Origin of the sequence: Lysinibacillus sp. FSL P2-0066, assembly GCF_037969495.1 — a bacterium.
GTDB classification, from domain to species: domain Bacteria; phylum Bacillota; class Bacilli; order Bacillales_A; family Planococcaceae; genus Lysinibacillus; species Lysinibacillus boronitolerans.
Window position 1 is genome coordinate 2804559 of the sequence record NZ_CP150202.1, and the last position, 21917, is coordinate 2826475.

At 37.0% G+C, this 21917-nt stretch carries 15 protein-coding genes, 3 pseudogenes and 1 riboswitch; of the genes and pseudogenes, 4 read left to right on the forward strand and 14 right to left on the reverse strand.

Features of this window, described 5'->3' with window-relative positions:
• Positions 1–2: 2 nt before the first annotated feature.
• From MKZ14_RS14025 to MKZ14_RS14035, 3 genes are all read right to left on the reverse strand, one after another.
• A complete protein-coding gene (locus MKZ14_RS14025; protein ID WP_257960702.1) occupies positions 3–479 on the reverse strand; it encodes a hypothetical protein in 477 nt (158 codons plus the stop codon).
• Entirely contained in the window at positions 476–1282 is an 807-nt protein-coding gene (locus MKZ14_RS14030) for a Nif3-like dinuclear metal center hexameric protein (protein ID WP_339280142.1), read from the reverse strand. The genes MKZ14_RS14025 and MKZ14_RS14030 overlap by 4 nt, the downstream gene beginning before the upstream one ends.
• A gap of 158 nt (positions 1283–1440) precedes the next feature.
• On the reverse strand, positions 1441–1965 hold the full coding sequence (locus MKZ14_RS14035) for an ATP-binding protein (RefSeq protein ID WP_339280143.1): 525 nt from the start codon (positions 1963–1965) through the stop codon (positions 1441–1443).
• 318 nt (positions 1966–2283) lie between these two features.
• Between MKZ14_RS14035 and MKZ14_RS14040 the strand changes: the two genes are divergently transcribed.
• On the forward strand, positions 2284–3327 hold the full coding sequence (locus MKZ14_RS14040; RefSeq protein ID WP_339280144.1) for an ArsR family transcriptional regulator: 1044 nt from the start codon (positions 2284–2286) through the stop codon (positions 3325–3327).
• Positions 3320–4534 (forward strand): MFS transporter, encoded by a 1215-nt coding sequence (locus tag MKZ14_RS14045; RefSeq protein WP_339280145.1) that lies wholly within the window; start codon positions 3320–3322, stop codon positions 4532–4534. The genes MKZ14_RS14040 and MKZ14_RS14045 overlap by 8 nt, the downstream gene beginning before the upstream one ends.
• Positions 4535–4896: 362 nt before the next feature.
• Here MKZ14_RS14045 and MKZ14_RS14050 read toward each other — a convergent pair.
• The 6 genes and pseudogenes from MKZ14_RS14050 to MKZ14_RS14075 form a co-directional block, all read right to left on the reverse strand.
• Positions 4897–6024: pseudogene (locus MKZ14_RS14050) on the reverse strand (hypothetical protein); the annotation flags it as partial.
• A gap of 61 nt (positions 6025–6085) precedes the next feature.
• Complete coding sequence (locus MKZ14_RS14055; RefSeq protein ID WP_339280146.1) at positions 6086–7021, reverse strand: restriction endonuclease; 936 nt, start codon at positions 7019–7021, stop codon at positions 6086–6088.
• A gap of 205 nt (positions 7022–7226) precedes the next feature.
• Positions 7227–7880: pseudogene (locus tag MKZ14_RS14060) on the reverse strand (response regulator SirA); the annotation flags it as partial.
• Positions 7881–8108: 228 nt separating this feature from the next.
• Positions 8109–8990 carry a very short patch repair endonuclease gene (locus tag MKZ14_RS14065; RefSeq protein ID WP_258859891.1) on the reverse strand — a complete coding sequence of 294 codons (882 nt, stop codon included), beginning with the start codon at positions 8988–8990 and terminating at the stop codon, positions 8109–8111.
• 93 nt (positions 8991–9083) lie between these two features.
• Positions 9084–9881, reverse strand: a pseudogene (locus MKZ14_RS14070) (ribonucleotide reductase N-terminal alpha domain-containing protein); the annotation flags it as partial.
• A 200-nt stretch (positions 9882–10081) separates the two neighbouring features.
• Positions 10082–10912 carry a biotin/lipoate A/B protein ligase family protein gene (locus tag MKZ14_RS14075; RefSeq protein ID WP_048392686.1) on the reverse strand — a complete coding sequence of 277 codons (831 nt, stop codon included), beginning with the start codon at positions 10910–10912 and terminating at the stop codon, positions 10082–10084.
• A 212-nt stretch (positions 10913–11124) separates the two neighbouring features.
• Between MKZ14_RS14075 and MKZ14_RS14080 the strand changes: the two genes are divergently transcribed.
• A complete protein-coding gene (locus tag MKZ14_RS14080; protein WP_004231073.1) occupies positions 11125–11511 on the forward strand; it encodes a rhodanese-like domain-containing protein in 387 nt (128 codons plus the stop codon).
• A gap of 472 nt (positions 11512–11983) precedes the next feature.
• Positions 11984–12060: riboswitch (glycine riboswitch) on the forward strand.
• Positions 12061–12212: 152 nt separating this feature from the next.
• A complete protein-coding gene (locus MKZ14_RS14085) occupies positions 12213–13550 on the forward strand; it encodes an amino acid permease (protein WP_339280147.1) in 1338 nt (445 codons plus the stop codon).
• 33 nt (positions 13551–13583) lie between these two features.
• On the opposite strand, the gene MKZ14_RS14090 is transcribed toward MKZ14_RS14085, so the two are convergent.
• The 5 genes from MKZ14_RS14090 to MKZ14_RS14110 all read right to left on the reverse strand — a co-directional run bounded on the left by MKZ14_RS14090 (position 13584) and on the right by MKZ14_RS14110 (position 21890).
• On the reverse strand, positions 13584–14549 hold the full coding sequence (locus tag MKZ14_RS14090; RefSeq protein WP_036076526.1) for a glutaminase: 966 nt from the start codon (positions 14547–14549) through the stop codon (positions 13584–13586).
• Positions 14550–14618: 69 nt separating this feature from the next.
• Positions 14619–16034 carry a M20 family metallopeptidase gene (locus MKZ14_RS14095; RefSeq protein WP_016992021.1) on the reverse strand — a complete coding sequence of 472 codons (1416 nt, stop codon included), beginning with the start codon at positions 16032–16034 and terminating at the stop codon, positions 14619–14621.
• A gap of 19 nt (positions 16035–16053) precedes the next feature.
• The gene (locus MKZ14_RS14100; RefSeq protein ID WP_312124267.1) at positions 16054–17274 is read right to left on the reverse strand and encodes an MFS transporter; all 1221 of its coding nucleotides are present in this window, start codon (positions 17272–17274) and stop codon (positions 16054–16056) included.
• A gap of 313 nt (positions 17275–17587) precedes the next feature.
• The gene (locus MKZ14_RS14105; protein ID WP_339280148.1) at positions 17588–18889 is read right to left on the reverse strand and encodes a hypothetical protein; all 1302 of its coding nucleotides are present in this window, start codon (positions 18887–18889) and stop codon (positions 17588–17590) included.
• Between the two features lie 151 nt (positions 18890–19040).
• On the reverse strand, positions 19041–21890 hold the full coding sequence (locus tag MKZ14_RS14110; RefSeq protein WP_339280149.1) for a hypothetical protein: 2850 nt from the start codon (positions 21888–21890) through the stop codon (positions 19041–19043).
• Positions 21891–21917 lie beyond the last annotated feature (27 nt).

The window sequence follows — 21917 nt, forward strand, 5'->3', positions numbered from 1 at the left end:
AGCTATACAAAAGCGACACGTATGTATTCCTCGTTCTTTAAGCTTTCAAGGTGATGCAATTCAAGGTCATCCATCGTAATACGACGGATTTTTAGTTTTTTATCATAATCCCCTGCCCAGAACCTAATTAATTCAGCACCTTGCTCTGGTTGTATATGCTCCTTCAAATAACTTAAAAAATCTTCTAAAAATTGAGGACCCCAATTTCCCTCGATGCCGTATACAAAGGATTTTTCATTATAAAACTCTAAGTCGTAAGGTGGATTATTCCATTCGAATATATTCAAATTTCCAAAAGCCGATTCATCTGCTGCATGTAAAACTCGTGCATCATCATCCATCAAATGCCACGGCTGTGTTGGTGTACTCTCTGTAATTGGATATAATTTTTTTAATTCTCTTACTGTTATTTCAGCAATTCCTGTACAATCAACTGTTTGTAAAGCACTGTTCGCCACTAGGACAGAATATAACGTCATATGCTTGTCTCCTTAAGCTTTATTCTAATATTCGCTTCATAATGTTCTTCATTTAGTCTCACTACTTCAAGTTCTTTTTTATTGTCATTCAATTTTAATGCTAAACTTTGAATGCCAAAGAATTCTGTGAAGGTATGGCTTCCAATGATAAGATTTATTCCTTTAAATTGAGCATATTGAATTGTATATAAATTATATTCTCCTGTAATGTATACATCACATTTATTTTCAACCGCTTCCTTCAGGCAAGTTGTTGTGCCTCCATTTCCACAGACTAAGCCTACTCGATTCACCATTTTGTCATTGAACTGCCAAAATCTAACGGGTTCTTCAAGTAAAAATTCAAGTTTTGTTACGAAATCTTTAAATTCAATTTCTTTCTCATATTGAGCGATTCTACCGAAGAACAGTCCTTCCCATTCATGGGTTCTTTTAATAATCTCTAAATTCAATTTTTTTAATAAGCTATCATTTGTGCCAAAGTTACAGTCATCAAGTGGTAAGTGATTATAGTAATGGCTTATACCATACGCTGCTAGTTTTTCAGTGCATGCCTCTTTTAATCCATATATTTCATCCCATGCATCATGGTGTGTTATCATCATGTCCACTCCATGAATTCTTGCTTCCTCTATCGTTTCAAGCGTTAGGTTAACACAGTATCCTATTTTCTTCACTTCTTTATCTGCATGGTATGTAACCCCAGATTCACTAGCATAGATTTCCTTATTCGTTACATTAAAAAGTTCATTAATTCTTTCAACTATTTGTGAAACATCTATACTTCCATCCCCCCTTCTCATTTCAAAACTTCTTATCCGAATTAATAAGTAAATATTACCACTTAAACAAAAATACCTCTTTAGCAGTTTTAAGTTAGGTTTTTATAAAAAAGCTTGATTGTTTTCTACTTATGTTGCTCCACAATCGCGCCCTTTAATTGAATAAAAATATTTACAACTCATTTCTTTATGTAATTTACAACGTCATTAATATAACTATCGATAGGTTCGCCAGTATTTACAACTATGCACTGATAATCAGTGGGTCTTTTACTATTGACTAATGTATATATAAAATTCTCTTCGGAAGTTACCTCACTTATTTGACTTATCATTCTTTCTCGATTTTTCAATCTAAAATTAATCTCTTGAAGATCATCAAGGTAGCACTCAACATATTTGTACTTCACATTATATTTTTTTGACATAGCAATTCCTCGATCTACCATTTCTTGATAAAGGCAAGGGCTATCAAATACTACATTTTGTCCTTGTGATAAGTAAAATTCAATTAAAGACCAATCAATATTATATGAAATCTTACCAGTTAATTTTGAATCGATTTGAATTTCTTCTGTTGACTGTAATAAAGCAGATTTTACAATGTCGTGGTCTATTATGACTGCTCCTGTACGCTCAGCAATTTGACGAGAAAGTGTAGACTTTCCAGACCCAGGAAAGCCAGACATTTGAACAAAAAACATGTTAATCCCTCACTTCTTCTACTATAAATAAAGTATCTATTGCAATAACGGAAAACTCTTATTAAATAACCAAGTTGTTTTCAAGAACTACACCTAAATTTTAACATAAATGTACAAATCTCTTTAGAGGCAGTTATTCAACTAAATGGCCCTTTAAACGAAAAAGACGCGTTCCTAAATAAACGCACCATTTAATAGAATTATAATATGCTCAAATATCTTCTTTAGGGAGCGAGCAGAAACTATTATTCTAAATTTATTGAATAATGAATTCTATTATATTAGAATTTAGGAAATACATAATAAGGAGGCTCTTTTATGAAACACCTTTATTCCCCATATCCAGCTGAAAGTATTTCCTTACAAGTAGAATCCTCACCTGTTTGGGAAGTGATACTTGGTATTGCAGGTTACACACATAGGCAACTTCGACATACATTCGATTTAGATGGAAAGTGGTTATCAGAGCAAGATTCAATGCCTTCATCATTATTAAAACATTTAAAAGTGATTGAGGAGACCAATTTATGGTATGGACTGATTATGCTTCAAGATAAACTATCTGCATTATCTGTTCAAGATTTTTCGAATCAACTTTCAGAAATTCCAATTGCTCGCTTTTATGACATACTTTTGCCGTACAAAGATCGGAATACTGAGCCTATAAGAAAAGCGACAGCCACTGAACATCATCGAGGTGAATTATTTGAGAAGTATGCGACATATTTTGAAGGCCACGATTACTTAGGTGGGTATGTGCGTAATCTTAATCGTTATACACAACAAGAAATTTGTGACCTATTCAACAATACATTGGTTGAGTGGTACATGTGGGTAAGTCAACAAGAAGAATGGGAAAAATGGACTCATGCGCTTTCTTTTGAACAGAAACAATACAAATCATTGGATATAACAAACCCTATTGAGGAAATCGAACGAATTACGGGAATCAAGTATCTCCCTGAACCTTCTGTCTGGAATGTCAAATTAATTCCACACGTATCTTATCGTCCTTGGATCTTAGAAAAACGCACACCTGATACCAAACTTTTCTTTTATCCTTTAAAGGAAGAATATTTGATAGAGCCTGGTGTTCCATCAAATGAGTTAATTCGTGGTCATAAGGCCTTAGGGGATGAACTTCGATTGAAATTGCTTTATCAACTTTTAAAGGGACCTTTATCACTTCAAGAATTGAGCGTGCAGTTTAATACATCTAAAACAACACTACATCACCAACTTTCTATATTGAAAGCAGCAAAGTTTATTCGTGTTGATAAAGGTATCTATTCAGCAAATCTAACGCAGATTAACGCTTTTTCTGGACGACTCACTCAGTACCTGGGGTTCACAAATGAATAAGTTCTCTAATTCATTTAAAGCACTTTGGATAGGTGAAATTGTATCCGAATTTGGTGGAGCAGCTGGAGGAATCATGAATGGATTGTTACTTTATGAATTGACAGGTTCAAGGGAATGGATGGGTGTACTTTGGCTTGTATATTTTATCCCCTCTTTAATTTTGCAAGGCATTAGTGCGCCTTTCCTAAACCATGTTGTGAAGGAGAAAATGCTTCAAAACATACAGTTGATTCGTGCTGGAGCCTACATCCTTCCAATTGTTGGTTATTTAATTGGTACAGACGTGGGGACCATTTTAGGATTAGTCGTTTTACAATGTTTGTTAGGCTTGATGCAACCAATTTACGCAAGTCTATCTTTTTCACTTCTACCAGAAATTTGTAAAGAGAAAGAACTTGTCGAAGCAAATGCATTACTAGATGGAACTATTCGACTTATGAGTTTTATCGCTCCTGGAGCAACTTCATTATTGCTGTTGGTCAGTCCTGTACATTTTATATATGGATTTTCATCTGTACTGTTCCTCGTCAGTTTTCTCGCACTTTCACGTATCCCTCAATCAAGTAAGAAGAAAGTGGCAACTTGGACAAAGAAATTTTGGTGGGCAGAAATGAAGGAAGGCTATCGAACATTCTTTAAATATCCAAATCTTTTTCGACTTACCATTCTTTCTTCCACGGTACAGTTTGCAGTTGGAGCAACGATGGTTTTAAGTATTCCTTTTATACGAGGAGACCTTAATGGTCATTCTTGGGAATATGCGATCTTTTCTGGGTCTTTCCCGGTCGGTTATGCTGTAGGTATGGTACTACTTACGAAGTTACCAAAAACTTATCAAACTATGTACCTAGGTTTAATAGGAGGAGGTCTTTCATTCGTACTCTTGTTTTTTGTAAATTCAGTTCCTATTGCATGGGTGTGTGAATTGCTTGGAGGAATGGTATTTCCTTTATTCAATGTTCAAAGTGCAGCAATTTTTCAGCGTGAAGCACCTAGAGATCGTTTAACCCAACTAAGTGCAGTTCGATTACTATTCATTCGAGTTACCATGCCATTAGGGATATTGTTTGCTTCCTCAACATTTTTAGATTTAAGTACGCGACAAATATATGCGATTGTTGGTATGTTAATTGTCTTACCTGGATTATTTCACCTCCTTGCTTCATTTTCCCAACCAAATAAAGATTTACTTACAAATAAAAAATAAGTGAATATAGCTTCAGAATATAGATTGATCAAAAATTTACCTTCAGACTTTATTTATCAGCAAATGCAAAAACTCCATTTTGAAAAAAGATTGGTCAAAATGGAGTTTATCTTTATCTAACTCTATATTTCAACAATAAATCCATTGAAAACGTTCCTCAACAATTTGGTCCGATTGCTGAATAAGGAAAAAATCCTGCATTTAACAGGATTTTTGATCAAACTATTATAAATTATTATTCTAAGATCTAAAAAACAGTTCATCTTTTTTCAAAACGGTATAACTTTTTTCAAAACGGTACAACTGTATTACAAACGGTTAAACTTTGTTTTAAAGATACAACAACTGTTATTAAATCTAATTTATAGACCGCATTTCAACTGTGCGCCACAGTTTGTACATGTATTACAGCCGCCCATTTCTTCGACTGTGCCTTTACGGCATACTGGGCATGTATTCCCAACATCTGAGCCAATAACAGTTGTTGACTCTAACGCTTGAATCGTATCTACTAATACGACTGGACGTTTTGTATGTTCTTCAACCAATTCCTCTTCAAATGAAAGTTGATCCATATCATTTTCTTCTGCTTTTAGTGTAAGTACTTGTGAATCACGGCTACCGTCAACATAAACCGTACCACCCTTAGCGCCACCTTTATATAGTCGCTCGTACACTTTTTCAACTTGCTGTACTGTATAGCCTTTTGGTGCGTTTACAGTTTTAGAAATAGAGGAATCGATCCATTTTTGAATAATACATTGCACATCCGCATGTGCTTCTGGTTTTAGCTCCATTGCTGTCACGAACCATTCTGGAAGCTCTTGCTCATTTACTTCTGGATGACGGTTCAAATATTCTTGGACAATTTCAGCTTTTACTTCAATGAATTTACCTAGACGACCAGAACGATAGTATGTGAAGGAGAAGTATGGCTCAAGACCTGTTGCTACCCCTACCATTGTTCCTGTTGACCCTGTTGGTGCAACCGTTAATAAATGTGAGTTTCGGATACCAGTCGCTAAAATTTGCTCTTTGATATGAGCAGGCATTTTTTGCATAAAGCCTGTCTCTGTAAAGGCTTTACGTAAACGAGCTGTTTCTTCGTCTGTAGCACCTACTAAGAATGGGAAGCTACCACGCTCTTTCGCAAGCTCTGTAGACGCCTCATACGCAGTTTCAGCGATTGTTTTAAAGATTTCATCAACTAACGCATTACCTTCATCTGAACCATATTCTTTTTCACAGTAAATCAGCAAATCGGCTAAGCCCATAACGCCTAAACCAACACGACGCTCACCAAGAGCTTGTACACGGTTTTCTTCTAAGAAGTACGGTGTCGCATCAATCACGTTATCCTGCATACGAACACCAACACGAACTGTTTCACGTAGTGCTTCGTAATCAACAGATTGATTTTCTTTATTCGCAAACTGTGCTAAATTCACAGCAGCTAAGTTACACACAGAATATGGTGCAAGTGGTTGTTCCAATAATTGTTATCCTAAAGGCTTTTTATCCTTTAGTTCTTACAGTTCAATTCCTGCAAGTTCAGCATACATTTTCATTACACACTTTTTTCATAAACCTTAATAATTCTTTTCTTCCTCTATCTTCACCAAAGACTGCTTTTGAAATTACTCTAAAATCTTTAACACCAAAATCTTGATAAATATGCTCAATTAATGGATTAAGGGTTGATTTTATTTTATTCAAGGGTGTTACCGTTATTATTTCAGTATGATCGATTGCCCATTGTATGACAGTTTGTTTGATTTCTTGATGTATACTTGCTCGATTTTCAACATAAACTTGTGTGGCGATTTTTATATTTGAATTTCCAGCGCACACTTGAGTACAAAACAATTTGGATGAAGTAACAATTACTTCAAATTCACGCCCACAACTTTTGCAAGTTCTTTGCTCTCTGGGCTTCTTCTGCTTACCTTTTTGTACCAAGCCAGATTTTCTTAAACCTTCAATCATTCTAGCTTTTGCTGGACTATTGGATTCCCACAACTTCTTAGTGTGCTGACCGATTTTTCTTTTTGTTTGGTCAGTATGTTTTTGATTGAAATGTCCGTTGTATTTACCAAATACAGCTTTGTTTATTGTTGTATTATTCGACTCTATCCATTCTGTAATCGTTGATGTGAGTGAAAATGGAACAAATTTATACATATCGAGCAACTCTTCATAGGAAATCAATTCGCAATCAATACCATAAGTTGTTTTAATAACATTTAGGTCCTTTAGAGCTTTCTCTTTCGCCTCGTAATCGCGAGACTTAATCTCTACAATCTTTACAAGATTGCCGGCATCGTTATAAAAGAAAAAATCAGGTTTATAAAATTTGTATCCTATATTAAATACTCTATCCTCATAGACCCAAGAAATGGAATGATAATCTAGAAATTTGGCGTATGCATACTCATATGAACTTCTTAAATAATATGATTTATAAAAGCCTGCATAACCTCTATTCATTTCTATCACAGCCTTTCTTACACTAGGCAATTTTGGATTTTAATGAATGTGTAATGTTGCGGTCTCGTGCCCGGATTATAGTCTACTAAGTAGGATCACCGGGTATGCGTTGCCCCTGACTAAAGCTTTACCATTAGCCTTCGGTTCGGATTAGCATCTCAGCCTTCCCGCTTTATCCCGCAATTTTTAACGTGAGGCGAAGTCCACCACACGGGTTCGTCGCTACAACACTTTGACCATATGCCTTTGCATTTGTCATGTCGTTGGCGTTGTCGATAAAGAAAATACCTGGCTCTGCCGAGTATGTTGCACATACATTAATTAAGTTCCATAACTCTTTTGCTTTAATTGTACGGTATGTGCGGACTTTATAGCCCATTTTCTCCCATTCACGAACATCACCAACTTCATGCCATTTCGTGTTGTAAACGCTCATTTCTTCCTTTGTATATTCTTCAACAGCTGGGAAACGAAGCTCGAAGTCTTCATCTTTTTCAACTGCTTCCATAAATTCTTTTGTTAATGTCACAGAAATGTTGGCACCTGTTAAAAACTCTGGGTTATGCACAGTGTACGTGCCACCATCACGTAATTTATTTTCAGCCTCACGAATGATCGCTGTATCAAATCCACCTAAGCCTTCAATGTTTTTATAATTCACGATGCCTTGATACATCGCTTCTTCTTGCATAGAAAGTGGCTTGAAGTTTAATTTTTCTTTGGCTAGACGGATAATTGTTTCATCCGTTGTATTTTCGATCAGGTAACGCAGAATACGTGGATTTTGCATTTTGGAAATAATAAACTCCACAATATCTGGATGCCAATCTGCTAGCATAATCATTTGTGCCGATTTCTTACGCGGGTTCGCTACACCCACTCTCTATGTCACCATAGAAGTTGAGACCATATCTTACATCTTATTAGATGCCCTCGCACTTCGGAGTGGCTTCACTCCTACTCTACTCACTTCCGCTAACTTAGCGTGTTTTCGATGGTCGTTGAACCTTCCCCTTTAAAAGGAGCTTGGCTGCTGATTGTCTTTATCCCACTACTATTTTCAAGCATTCACGTTTACCGTTTCCGATTACGTTGTAGCTAGCAGTGCATTTATAATGCGTTTTTTAACATTTTCAAAATCATTTTTTATCTCATCTTCCCAAAAACGGAGTAAAGTGTATCCATTAGCTGCTGCAATTTGATTTTTTTCGATATCCCTAGCTTTTATTCTCTTTTGTACTTCATAAAAAGAGGAATAAAATTTTGGATTCCCGTGCCAAAAATCACCATCACATTCAATTAGAATATTTGTCCCAACTAGTAAGAAATCAAACTGCGCACCTTCAAATATAAAGGAATATTTGTAGGTGATTGATTGTTCAACTAAGAAATTCTCTAAAGCTTTTTCAATACTAGTTTTTCTAAACGTTTCCCTCTCTATTTGCTTTAATGCAGCTTGTCGAATCTTTTCAATGGTTTCTCTACTATAAACTCCTGTTTTACCACTATTCCATGAAGGCGTTCCATTTATTTTTCTAGTTTTAGCTGTTTTTGAAATGATATTTTTAAAATGAACCTTTTTTTGTTCATTTGGCATGTCATTATGCCACTTACCTGTATTTTGTGATCGAAGTCTACTCGCACACTCTTTACTACAAGTTTTAGTCTGCCGATTTTTTTCATCGAATAGTTTTCCACAAATTACACAAGTTAATGGCTCACCTTTTCCTCGACAGCTTCTACTACAAAATTGATTTGGAATACCTCGCCTCAGTTTAACCTTTTTATTACATAAAATATATTGGCAGATCACCATTTCTATTGGGTAAAAATAAGATATTAAATAATTATCTAATGTTAAGTTATGCTCATTTTTCAAATGAGACGTAAACCATCCTTGTTTATTATGATTTATTGTAAAACCACATATTATACAAGTTTGTGGTTGCATCGCATCATAAACATCCATATTTCCCACCTCGATTAAAGTGACAATATTTCCGTTAAAGAGTTCCCAGCAATTCACGAGGTTTGTTTACGCAGAAGCACCTAGATTATGCTTACCTCTGCGGCTACCACCTTGTTCGACAAGATGAGTCAGCTTCGCAATATCATCTAACCATGAGACAGAACCAGATGATTTACCGTTTACACCACGAGCTAATGTGTTGCGTGGACGTAATGTTGAACCATTTGTTCCTACACCACCACCACGGCTCATAATTTCCATTACTTGCTTACGATGATCACTGATCCCTTCACGAGAGTCAGCGACAAATGGCATCACGTAACAGTTAAAGAAAGTTACATCTGTTTCGGAACCAGCTCCATAAATCACTCGCCCAGCAGGGATGAATTTTAAAGAGACTAATTGGTTATAAAATTTCTCAAACCACTCCTGGCGTTTTTCTGGTGTTTTTTCAACAGCAGCAAGGCCTGTTGCATTTCGTTTTGCAATTTGTTCATAAAATATCTCAAGAGGCTTTTCTAACACGTCAATTGAACGCGTAATCACTCCCGTTTCTTGCTCTTGCGGATCGTCTAATGCGCTACGATAATCCTCTTCAATTAAAATCTCTGCTGTTTTTGTGGACAGATCCAATTTTTGAATTGTCCCTAAACCACGTGCAGGAAATTTCGGATCAGCTTTTACCGTTAATACAACAAAGTCGCCGGCTTTCAATGTTTTCTTTTCTGTGTCTTTAAACGAATAGCGATCGATCATGACAAGTCTCGATACACCTTTGTGTGTAATATGCATATCAGATGTTACGGGGTGTACCTGCGGGAATTGTTCAATATCTTTGTTTAACTGTTCAAATTGATTGTTTACTTCGGGTTGATGATTTGTGAGTACCATCGTTTAGCCTCCCTTGTTTTCTTCATTACAAAATAAATACACAATATCTTGTGTCGTTAAACACTACATATTGTGTATATGTCTTTAAAAAAGATACTATATATAGTTTTTTAATTCAACTCTTGCTTTTTTTAATAGATTCAGAACTACTTGTTATGACTAGGATTGAACGTTAAAAAATATTTTTTTCATACCATTTTTTACTTTTTAAAGTTCCACTCATCTGAAGCATATTTTTTTTCTTCTAAAGCTTGGACATATTCTAATTGCTCCTCAGAAAGTGTAAATGGTTTTAATTCAATTTGCAACGATTTTGCAAAGCCATCTCTAAAAGCTGTCACACATTGTTCAACTGTCACTGGCTCTTTTACAAGACTGTTGATGGCAACAGCCTTTTCTGGTAGCTTTCTACGCATACGATTCTTCGCTTCTTCACTGGAGAAATTAAATACGGATAATAATTTCTCTTGATCCAAATCTAATAAAATGGCGCCATGCTGTAAAATGACACCCTTTTGACGTGTTTGAGCACTTCCAGCTATTTTTTTCCCTTCTACTACAAGTTCATACCAACTTGGTGCATCAAAGCAAACAGCACTTTTCGGACTCTTCAGGTCAGCTCTTTTCTCCTCTGTATCAGGTACACTAAAATAGGCATCCATACCTAAGTTGTGGAAGCCTTGCAGGATTCCCTCACTTAACACACGATATGCCTCTGTCACAGACTCTGGCATATTTGGATAGCTTTCCGTCACAATGACACTATAAGTTAGCTCATGTTCATGTAGGACAGCTCGTCCACCAGTCGGACGTCGCACAAACCCTAAGCCTTGTTCACGCACAGCATCTAAATTAATATCTCTTTTGGCTTGTTGAAAATAACCTATGGACAATGTCGCAGGCTCCCACTCATAGAAACGAATTACTGGTGGAATTAACCCCTCACTATGCCAATCAAGTAATGCTTCATCTAGTGCCATATTAAAAGAAGGACTACATTTCCCTGAATTTAAAAAATACCAAGTTGTCATATGTTCATCTCCTACAAATATAAAATGATCCATCAGGCCCCACCTGTGGTTCAACTTTAACGAATATTATGCTATTGTTCAAGTTGCGAACGATTGCTTTTGTAACGAAAAAGACGATTTCGCCACAACCTAGTTAATTTTATCAAACTCATTGGACTATCGCTAGCGCATCTTTTATAATAATAGAGAAGATAGAAAGGGGTAAGAAAATCTTGGACATACTTATCACAATCGGTGTCGTTTTAGTAGTCACAATTGCATATATCGGAATTAATGCACTACGACTCAAAAAAGCCGTAACCAACCTAACACAAGAGCAATTCATAGAAGGCTATCGTAAAGCCCAGCTGATCGATGTTCGTGAGCAAAAAGAATTTGATGCTGGTCATATTCTTGGTGCACGAAATGTTCCTTCGACAACATTACGTCAACGTTATAAAGAAATCCGCCCAGATTTACCAGTATATCTATACTGTCAAAATACAGGCCGTAGCTCACGTGCTGCACTATTTCTTAAAAAACGTGGGTACAACCAAATTTACCAACTACAAGGTGGCTTCAAAACTTGGACAGGTAAAATAAAAGCAAAAAAATATTAATTCTCTCACGAAAAAAAGTCGTCTCAAAGAACTATGAGACGGCTTCTTTTTTATAAAATTTAGAGTTTCTACTATATTATATCTATTTCAGCTGAGCACGTTTATCTTCTTTTGGAGCAGGTTCCTTATAAAATGAGCGCTTCGACAGCTATGTTGAGCAATCCTCCAATAAAAAAGAGCACTTTACACTAATTCCCCCATAACCTTACTCATTATCACCCTATTTGCTTCCATAAAATTAGCCAATTCACCTCATATTTTAAAAACCCCTTCATGAAACACTTTGTATGACCAAAAATACTATTTTTCGTTAGGGATAGACCCGTTACGAACCCTATTCTTCTATTTTTCTGAAAATAGTTAAAATTTATTGTTGAATAATTTTTTAAGCACTGTTAGGATGTATAATATCTTACAATAATAATAGACTATAAAATGAATAAGCTATGAATGCTATGGATCAAACTATAGCAGGAGCAGTTCTGGAGAGAGCGCACATTGCGTCGCCGAAGGGTTCACTATCTCAGGCAAAAGGACAGAGGAGTAATACAGCTTTTATAAGCGATGCTACACTATTTCATGTAGACATCTGCGAATAAATGGTATTTGTTATTCTGACGTTTTTCCGAGACTAGTGTCACAACTAGTCTCTTTTTATTTTTCCAGTCATAGTTTTTTATGCATCTTTGAGGGGGATTAACGTGGAACAGCAACAATTAAAACGAGATTTAAAAAATCGCCATGTGCAGCTTATTGCCATTGGTGGAACAATTGGGACTGGATTATTTTTAGGCTCTGGGAAAGCCATTGCCTTAGCAGGGCCTTCGATCATTCTAGCCTACTTAATTGTAGGGACCGCGCTATTTTTTTTGATGCGCGCCTTAGGTGAATTGTTACTATCCAATGCAGGCTACACTTCATTTACAGATTTTGCATCTGAATACATAGGGCCTTGGGCGGGTTATGTAACAGGATGGACCTATTGGTTCTGTTGGATTATGACAGCGATGGCGGACATTATTGCGGTGGGGGTTTATGCACAATATTGGTTTGATATCCCCCAATGGGTGCCAGCCATTGGTTGCCTCGTCTTGTTATTACTACTAAATCTATTAACCGTTAAACTTTTTGGTGAGTTAGAATTTTGGTTCGCTATTATTAAAGTTATTACGATTGTAGCACTTATTATTATTGGTCTTATTATGTTAATAACTGGCTTTCAAACTAGCTCAGGAACAGTATCGGTTGAAAATCTGTGGGCACATGGGGGCATGTTCCCAAATGGTATATACGGCTTTTTAATGGCGTTCCAAATGGTTGTCTTTGCATTTGTTGGTGTGGAATTAGTGGGGGTTTCAGCAGCTGAAACAGCAGATCCTCAAAAAAATATTCCTTCTGCCATAAATAAAATTCCATTTCGCATTTTGCTTTTCTATGTAGGGGCATTATTTGTCATTTTATGTATTAACCCATGGTATGAAATGTCTGCGTCAAGCAGTCCTTTTGTCCAAGTGTTTACATTAGCAGGTATCCCGATTGCTGCTGGTATTATAAATTTTGTTGTGCTTACTTCAGCGGCTTCAGCAGGTAACAGTGGGTTATTCTCCACAAGTCGGATGCTCTATAATCTTGGTAACAATAAACAGGCATCTCCAGCATTCGCAAAGCTCAACAAAAACAGTGTGCCAAGTAATGCACTCGTTATTTCTGCTATTGTTGTATCAGTTGGTGCGCTGCTAAGTAAGTTGATGCCTGAGAACGCCTTTAGTATTGTGACGACAATCAGTGCGATTTGTTTTATATGGGTGTGGAGCATTATCATCATTTCCCACATTATCTACAAACGAAAAAACCGTGCCTTACATGAAGCTTCAATCTTCAAAGCACCGCTGACACCTTTTATCAACTATGTCATACTTGCATTTTTCGCCTTTTTATTAATTGTGATGTTCATTTCTGAGGCTACACGAACAGCACTACTATTAACGCCGATTTGGTTTATCGCTTTATTTATTATTTATAAAATGAAAAAAAGATGACTTCAGACTAAGCGCTGAAATCATCTTTACTCATTAAAAAATAGTCATATCCCATTCTGTTGCTAGCTGTTTTAGCAACTTTACACCTGCCACACTGTTTCCTATTGGATCAATCGCCGGTCCGTAAATTCCAATGCCACAGCCAGTAGGGAACGGCGAGTGTAGGCCTGCATGTCCTGGAACAGCCGCAAGAATCGCGCCTGATACACCACTTTTGGCAGGGAGGCCGATGAATGCTGCAAATTTCCCAGAGGCATTATACATACCGCATGTCACCATCAAAGCCTTCGCTAATTTCGCCACTTGCTTAGGGAATAGCTGTTTCTTTAACAATGGGTGATAGCCATCATTGGCAATAACTAAGCCAATCATAGCTAAATCCGATACATTAACCTCAATTGCGCATTGCTTCAAATAAACCTCAAGTGCCGCTTCTACTGGACAATCTAGAAACCCAGAATCCATTAAGTAGTAGGCCAATGCTCGATTACGGTTAGCTGTATGCCACTCTGACTCGAATACTTCTTCATTGATACTTAATTGCTTGCCGATGATTTGTTCTAAAAATTGTAGAATCTTTGTGACCTTCTCTTGTGGAGAATGACCAGCCAACATGGAGGATACCGTAATAGCCCCTGCATTAATCATCGGGTTAAAGGGTTTTCCTGGCTGATGGCTTTCTAAGCGAATAATTGAGTTAAAGGTATCTCCTGTTGGTTCAACATCTACTCTTTCTAAAACATATGGTAAGCCTCGATCCATACAGGCTAAAATAAAGGTAATGACCTTGGAAACGCTTTGCAGGGTAAATAGTTCTGCAGTATCTCCCGCTTTGATTTCGTGGCCCTCAGTCCCAATAATCGCCACAGCTAATTGGTTGGGATCTTTTTGGGCTAAAGCTGGGATATAACTAGCGCATTCCCCTTCTTTGGCAGCAGCACGATACTGTGTTACCCACTGTGCTAAAAGTTGATGCTGGTGATTGGGTTGTGTTGACATGTCGCGTTCTCCTTTCAAAATGAGGCAAAAACAGAGCCTTCATAGTTCTCCTATGAAGACTCTATCCTGTTAGCGCTTAGGTGGCTGTGTACCCTCTGGAATTAAAGATTGATATGTTTCTCCATCAAGACGTTCTTGCCATTCCTTTTTCGCTTCTTCAATGTATAGAGGATTATCCAGCAACGCTAAAGCTGTACAAGCCATAATTTTAGCAGCCTGTAGCATACCTTTATGCGCGATTGGCGTAACTCCCTGAGACACTACCTGCCATGTGTGTAATGGTGTCCCTAATGCCATACATACCGTTGTACACTGTACGGTTGGTACGTTCCAGCTGACATCTCCAACATCCGTAGAGCCACCCATAACAAATTCAGGTAGCATGCCTGGAACATGATCAGCAATCACTTTTCCTTGTAATTGCTTGGCATCTTCTTTACGTAAGCCCACTAATGAAGCAGCTTGTACTTCTGGCGTAAATGTATCGAAAATAGCCTGTGCGTACTGTTCATCCTCTATTGTATAGTCTGGCATGCCAATTTCAAGTATTTGTTGATACATTACATCATAAAGTGTTTTATTTGTAATAAGATTCGAAGCAGCACCTTCAAACTCAATGTCCACTGACGTCCCTGTCATCATTGTGGCACCCTTTGCAATGTCCTCAACGCGCTGATAGATTTCCTGTACTTGCTGCTTTTTAGGTGCTCTAACAAGATACGTTACCTCTGCATATGGTTGAACGACATTTGGCGAAGTTCCGCCTGAATTCGTAATCGCATAATGCACACGCGCTTCTGGGATGATGTGTTCTCGTAAGTAGTTTACCCCAACATTCATAAGCTCAACAGCATCTAAAGCACTTCGTCCAAGATGTGGTGCAGCCGCCGCATGAGCACTTTTGCCTGTAAACTTAAACGTTGCAGCATAGTTTGCTAGAGAACTACACGTCATCACAGTTGAAAATGTACCTGGATGCCAAGAGATCGCGATATCAACATCATCAAAAAGTCCAGCCTTTGCCATATAAGCTTTACCAGACCCATTCTCCTCTGCAGGGCAACCATAAAAACGGATTGTTGCTGACTGATGATGTTGCGCTAAATAATCCTTTACAGCTACAGCAGCTGCGAATGCACCTGTACCTAATAAGTTATGACCACAGCCATGACCGCTTCCACCATCCACAAGAGGCTCATGTTGTGTTGCCCCACCTTTTTGACTCAAGCCTGGAAGCGCATCATATTCACCTAGAAAGGCAATGACAGGCTTGCCAGAACCATACGTTCCAACAAGCGCCGTTTCAAGACCAGCCACCCCGACTTCTGTTTGAAAGCCCTCTTTCTCTAGTGCCTCTTTCATATATAGCATCGATTTCTTCTCTTGAAAATGAAGCTCAGGCACAGCCCAAATCGCATCGCTTAATGCCACCGTAGCTTGCTTTTTTGCTTCAATTAACGCCGAAATTTTTTCATGATAACTCATTTTTGTTCCTCCCATTTCATTATGCTTTTAACAGTGTTCCTTTTTGGTCGTTTAGTGTGACAAGCGACACAATACAGATAAGCGCAAAGCCAATTAACATCCAAAAGGCTGCATCAAAGGAGCCATTAAAGGCATCAACCATAAATCCAATCGCCATTGGCGTAACAAACCCTGCTAATTGTCCACCTGTATTGGCAATCCCCATTGCAGAACCTGTGATAGAAGAAGGTAGCTTCTTGAGTACAATAACAGGTAATAATGTAATGACGAACGCGATAAAGATCGAAACGACTGTTTGGTAACCAATAAATAACGTCACTGTTTTGGCAGTAAACATTAAATACAATAAAAGACCGATGACTGCACAGGAGATGGAGCCTAACACTTTCTCCATACCTTTAGGTAGCTTATCAATGATATAGCCACTACCGTATACACCAATAATCGTTGTGATGGCAGGTATTGTTTGTGCCCAACCAATGGACATTAAATCCAAGCCTCTGTTTTTTTGAAGATAAGTTGGAATCCAAGAAACTAATCCCCAGTTCACTGCATAAATACAGAAATAAGCAATGATTAAATTCCACATTAGGGGTGTTTTCAATAACTCTTTAAAATTCACTTTGTTCGAAGTATCTTCTGTTCCAACTGTAGCTGCCTCATCTTGCGGGAGTTGAATGTATTTCCAATATAAAAAGGCAATTATTGCTCCAATTGCCCCAATGATGATAAACATCATGCGCCAGCCAATCGTTCCTAATAAATAAGCAGCTAGCAAAGGGACGATGAGTGAAACAATCCCACCAGAAGTAAGCATGATGGACATCGCTCTGCCTCTTTCCTCTTTCGGGAAGATCGTAGCAATAATTTTAGAGCTTGATGGCTGGAAACCACCCTCGCCAATGCCAAATAAGAAGCGAATCACAATCATTGCTGTTAAAGACCAAGCAATAGCCGTTAGGCCCGTAAAAATAGACCACATGATAACAGCCATTAATAAAACTCGTTTTGCGCCAAATTTATCCGCAAGCCAGCCACCTGGTATTTGCATAATGGCATAGCCTAAAAAGAAAGCGCTTAAAATAATACCCGTAGAAGATGCATCCAGCTGCAAATCCCCTGTAATCGAAACCACTGCATAGTTCATAATATAGCGATCCAAATTCCCTAAAGACCAGCCTAAAAATAAAAGCGCAAGGATGACATTTCTAGATTTCTTCGTTACTTCATTTGTTGTCATTCATATCCCTCCCATATATAAAAATCCTTCTTAATTGCCATGACTTTATTTGATTATCAATGCCCCCCAACAAATCCCCTCTTATATACCGACATTTTCGTTATATATTCGTATAATAATCAAAGTTTAATAAAAAGACAATATTTTTTTGAAAATTTCTAATAAATAGTCGTGTTCGCAAATCCATATTATTTACCTAATAAACCGATGAAAACATTGATTTATCTGTATTTTTAAAAAGAGATTCTTCTAAGAAATAGCAGAAAAAAAATGTCCCACACCACTTATTGGCATGGGACATTTTTATAATTTTTTAGACAAGTTGGTACATTTTTATCGGTCTGCCTCGAGTATGCTGCAACTCTTCTCCACAAATTCTCGCTAAATCTACATTACATAAATCTGCCACGATTCGTTGGGCATTTCTTTCACTCATTTGCAGCTGTGTCGCTAAATCCTTTGTCGTAAAATGCTTCCAGTGCATTTTTTGTACAAGTGCATGGATTTTCATATAGGTTTTAATACTAATATTTCCTTTTTTTAGTTTTTCTAAAATATAAGGGTCTTCAGCTCGGTAGGAATAGGATAGCTCTTCTACATTCCCTACCGATTCAATAATGGTGCCATCATCCTGAATCATTACGATATCAATAGCCTCATTTTCCTTCGTCTGTCTTAGTCCTCGGTGGGCATGTAACTCAGCATTGAACACTGTTTGAGCAAAACCAATACCTGCTGTCACCTTTGCCTCCATTTCAATCGACAACTGATACATTTTTTCTTGTAAAAATCGTATTTGTCCTTCAATCGCACCTCTTGTACTAAAGATGGTATATTTACCATTCCCCTCTTCAATAAGAGAACCATCAATCTGTTCACAGAGCTGTAGTAGATTTTCCTTCGTACGCAACTCTAAATATTGAATACGATAGCCTTGCTTCATGCGCTCTTTTAATGAATCGAAGTCCTTTATTTCAAGCATGACTGCACCAATTTGCGTTTCTTTATAATAGGACGTTTTGATTTTTTCAGTAAAAAGCTGAACCGTATGATAAATTTCTGTTTTTGTCGGGGAAACCCAATAAGATGGCACACCTCGTTTCTTCAGCTCTTCATCAACAGAAGGATAACAAGTAATCGCAAAATCAATTTTGCCCTTCTGCCAAAGATGATAGTGGAAATCAAATAGCTCTTGTGGATCAATCGCCACATCAAATTCCTTTAGATACATATGATGGACATTATGCTGAATCTCCGCAAGACTTTCTGAAGCCATTTGAGAAGGCGAAGGAATAATATCGATACTAACATTTTCTATAAACTTTTTTTGCTGATAGGACTGCTCTAAAAACCCCCGATAAATAGCCGCTTCGGAAAAAATAATATGGGTCAATTTATCTTTGGATACATTCGTTTGACTAGCAAGCTTATAGGGAATGTAACCAGAAAACAGCCAGAAATCGACAGCCTGATTATGTGTCTCCACAAGATGCTTTGTTTCTGTCGCCACTTCATATATATACGGAATAAATTCCATATCCTGTTCGATTTCACGTGCTAAGGCAATGATTCTTTCAACGGATTGAATGGGTCCAACAACACCTATTTTATACATCTTTTGTTCCTACCTTCTTTGTGAAACTTCAATCTTATGTAAAATATTTCTTCCCTTGTTATACCTAGTATAGCGGACAATCAAATTACTAGACAAATTTTATGGATAAAGAAAAGCCCCGAAAACTGTTCGAGGCCATCTGGAAGTAATATTATTGCTCAGTTGGGTACATGTTTGTATAGAGTAACTCTAATCTTTTAGAGAGCTTTCCAAAGGCAGTTTGCCATGCTTTACGTGCTGTATCATTGCTACTCCCTGCTGGTTCGTATATAGCATGCACCTCTTCAACCTTTTTCAAGTCACCTTCTGCTTGTGTGAGCTTCGAATAATTTTTAACAACCTTTTTATCAGCGTCACTCAAAGCATCATAGGCTTTACGGATTTCACTTACTTTTTCCTGTAAACCATCGATATATTCACCTTTTACAAGGAGTGAATTGATGGATTCAATTAGCGACAACGCATTTTCATTCGTTTGCTGTTGTCCTTTTTGCTTATCAATAATCAATTGTCTAGTTCCTGCATCAATTAGACTCACTTGTTTCGATGTAAGCTTTTCATATGCCTTGATCACTGTGCTTGGATTTGAAGCAAAGGATTTCTCATAGGTCTTCATAAAGCTTTCCACTTTTTTCACGTCTGCAAGCGCAGTTTTTAAAATATCATAGTTCGTAATCAGTTTTTTCTCACTTGAACTAAGGCTACTATATTGTGTAGAAAGATTTTTAATACTTTCAATTGTTACGACATAGTGATTATTGGAAACAATTGTGGCAATATCATTATTTAGCTGTGTAATTTTCGATGCATTTTCATCGATATTTTGATTTTTTAATAAAGCGTCATATTGTTCTTTTGCTAAATGCTGCTGATTCGCAGGTAATTTCGCATAAGCTTTTTGCACTGTTTCAATTTTTTTTGCCTTTTTTGCAGCATCTGTTTCTTCTCTAGCGGTCTGTATTTTTTTATAGAATGATTTTACACCTGTAATATCCTTATTTGCTGCTGTTAATAAATAATAATTTGTCACGTATTTTCTTGCAGCTGAAGACAATTTTTTATAGGATTCTGAAGCTGTATTAACAGCGGTTTCTAATTGATTGAATGAATATTTCGTCACATCCGCTAATTTGGCGATATCCGCCTTTAACGCCTCTGCTGCTGCTTTATCAGTAGGCACTTTACCATTGCCATCAACTGAAATCTTTGGCGTGTTAAGTAAAAATTCATCAGCATTATATACAAGGGATTGCTGTAAATTTGTAAGATTATTATAAGCTTTTAAAGTACTTGTATAGCTTGAATTAAGTTTACTTTCCGTTACACCAGTTGTTGCAGATAACTTTTGATAGGCATCCATATCTTTAATTACTTTTTCAGCTGCTTTTAAATCTTTCTGTAAGGTAACAAGATTATCGTAGCCAATAATTTGTGCTGCTGAGGCTTTCGTTAAGCTCTTGTATTCCTTGATTATTTGATTGACATTATTGACATGACTTTGCCATGAACTAGCAGACGGATCGAATGGATAAACATCATCACCAATATAGCTATCTATGACATTATTTAGATTTATAATTTGGCTTTCTTCTGCACGTTCTGCAGTAGTCAAACGCTGCACGTACACATCTGGCACTAATTTTAATTGTTTATACGTCAATTTTTCATAGGCTGTTCGAATAGATTTAGCAGTCGTCACTTGCTTATTAGGTGTAAGATTTGTAGCTAATTTATCAAATGATTTAATTAATTGCTCGACCTTTTTAATATCTGATTTAGCCTCAGTCAAAATTGCTTGATTTTGAACAGCAGCTCGATAGCTTTGTGATAATTTCTCAATATCTGCTTCGATTGTCTTCACTGCCTCTTGTAAGGAATCAATATCAGAAGCAACATATTTCACAAGGGAATGCTCATAAGATAATAAATTAATAATAGCTTGATTGAGTCTTCGCACTTCTTTTATCTCTTCAAGATCATTTGGCTCTTTTAATAGGTTTTTAATGCCCGTATATAAGGTCTCATCTACATCTAAGCTACGCTGTAACAGATCTAGCTTATTATAAGCCTCTTCTAGTTCCTTTATTTCTTTTTCATTACTAGTCTCTATTTTGCTCCATTTTTCATTTAACTTAGTTATTAATTCAACATCAGCAAGTGCTCGCTTTAAGACATCATAATTAGACACATTACCTTTAGCCGCTGTTGATAAAGATTGATAGTTTTTTTCTAGTTCCGCAACTTTAGCACCAAATTCTGTAAAGCTTGATACATTGTATTTATTATCATTGACCAGTAAATCTTTAATCTCTTTCGTTAAAGTATCAGTGGGTTCTTTAGAGACAGTGATGGTATCCGATAGTTTAGATTCTGCAAAAGAAAGACCAACTTTTGCTTTGACTGTGACAGCAATATTCTTAATATCCTTTTCAATGGCATCCTTCGGAATCGTATATGTACTACCTGAAGCTCCCTCTATGATAGTGAAGGAGTTATCACCTAATTTATAAAACCATTGATAACTATATGTAATTTGATCACTTTGCAATTTTGCACCATTCTTATCAGTTACAGTAATTCCAGCTACTTTCACTGTTTCTCCAGGTGCTACAAAGCCAGCAGATTGACCCTCTAACGTTGGAATGGTGATATCAAGCTCTAATGGCTGAATAGTGCGCGGTTCACTTTTAAATTTTTTACCGTCTGTCGTCGTTGCTTCCACAAAAATGCTTTTTCCAGCTGCTTCAACGGGTACTTTTAAGTAAATAGATGTTGCACCAGAAATCGGCTTATTTGTTGATCCCTCTTCACCGGTAATTTCCTCTAGATAATACCATTGATAAGCATTGACAATTGTATCATTCGGTAATTTATCCACTTTTAATGTTGCGTTAACAATATTATCTCCCGTGACTGAAACTGTTTCAGCCGCACTTGCTACAGTGGGAACAATAAGTGTAACAGGAATGGCTGCTGCTGTTAAAAATAATTTTTTATTCAAATCTATTGACCTCCTCAATCCTTCTCA

What these genes read in the sequence shown, in the direction of transcription:
- MKZ14_RS14090 (WP_036076526.1), bottom strand. Translation starts at nt 14,549, where the DNA reads ATGTCAACACAACCCAATCACCAGCATCAACTTTTAGCACAGTGGGTA.
- MKZ14_RS14045 (WP_339280145.1), top strand. Translation starts at nt 3,320, where the DNA reads ATGAATAAGTTCTCTAATTCATTTAAAGCACTTTGGATAGGTGAAATT.
- MKZ14_RS14055 (WP_339280146.1), bottom strand. Translation starts at nt 7,021, where the DNA reads ATGAATAGAGGTTATGCAGGCTTTTATAAATCATATTATTTAAGAAGT.
- MKZ14_RS14025 (WP_257960702.1), bottom strand. Translation starts at nt 479, where the DNA reads ATGACGTTATATTCTGTCCTAGTGGCGAACAGTGCTTTACAAACAGTT.
- MKZ14_RS14095 (WP_016992021.1), bottom strand. Translation starts at nt 16,034, where the DNA reads ATGAGTTATCATGAAAAAATTTCGGCGTTAATTGAAGCAAAAAAGCAA.
- MKZ14_RS14040 (WP_339280144.1), top strand. Translation starts at nt 2,284, where the DNA reads ATGAAACACCTTTATTCCCCATATCCAGCTGAAAGTATTTCCTTACAA.
- MKZ14_RS14030 (WP_339280142.1), bottom strand. Translation starts at nt 1,282, where the DNA reads ATGAGAAGGGGGGATGGAAGTATAGATGTTTCACAAATAGTTGAAAGA.
- MKZ14_RS14105 (WP_339280148.1), bottom strand. Translation starts at nt 18,889, where the DNA reads ATGTATAAAATAGGTGTTGTTGGACCCATTCAATCCGTTGAAAGAATC.
- MKZ14_RS14065 (WP_258859891.1), bottom strand. Translation starts at nt 8,990, where the DNA reads ATGGATGTTTATGATGCGATGCAACCACAAACTTGTATAATATGTGGT.
- MKZ14_RS14075 (WP_048392686.1), bottom strand. Translation starts at nt 10,912, where the DNA reads ATGACAACTTGGTATTTTTTAAATTCAGGGAAATGTAGTCCTTCTTTT.
- MKZ14_RS14100 (WP_312124267.1), bottom strand. Translation starts at nt 17,274, where the DNA reads ATGACAACAAATGAAGTAACGAAGAAATCTAGAAATGTCATCCTTGCG.
- MKZ14_RS14035 (WP_339280143.1), bottom strand. Translation starts at nt 1,965, where the DNA reads ATGTTTTTTGTTCAAATGTCTGGCTTTCCTGGGTCTGGAAAGTCTACA.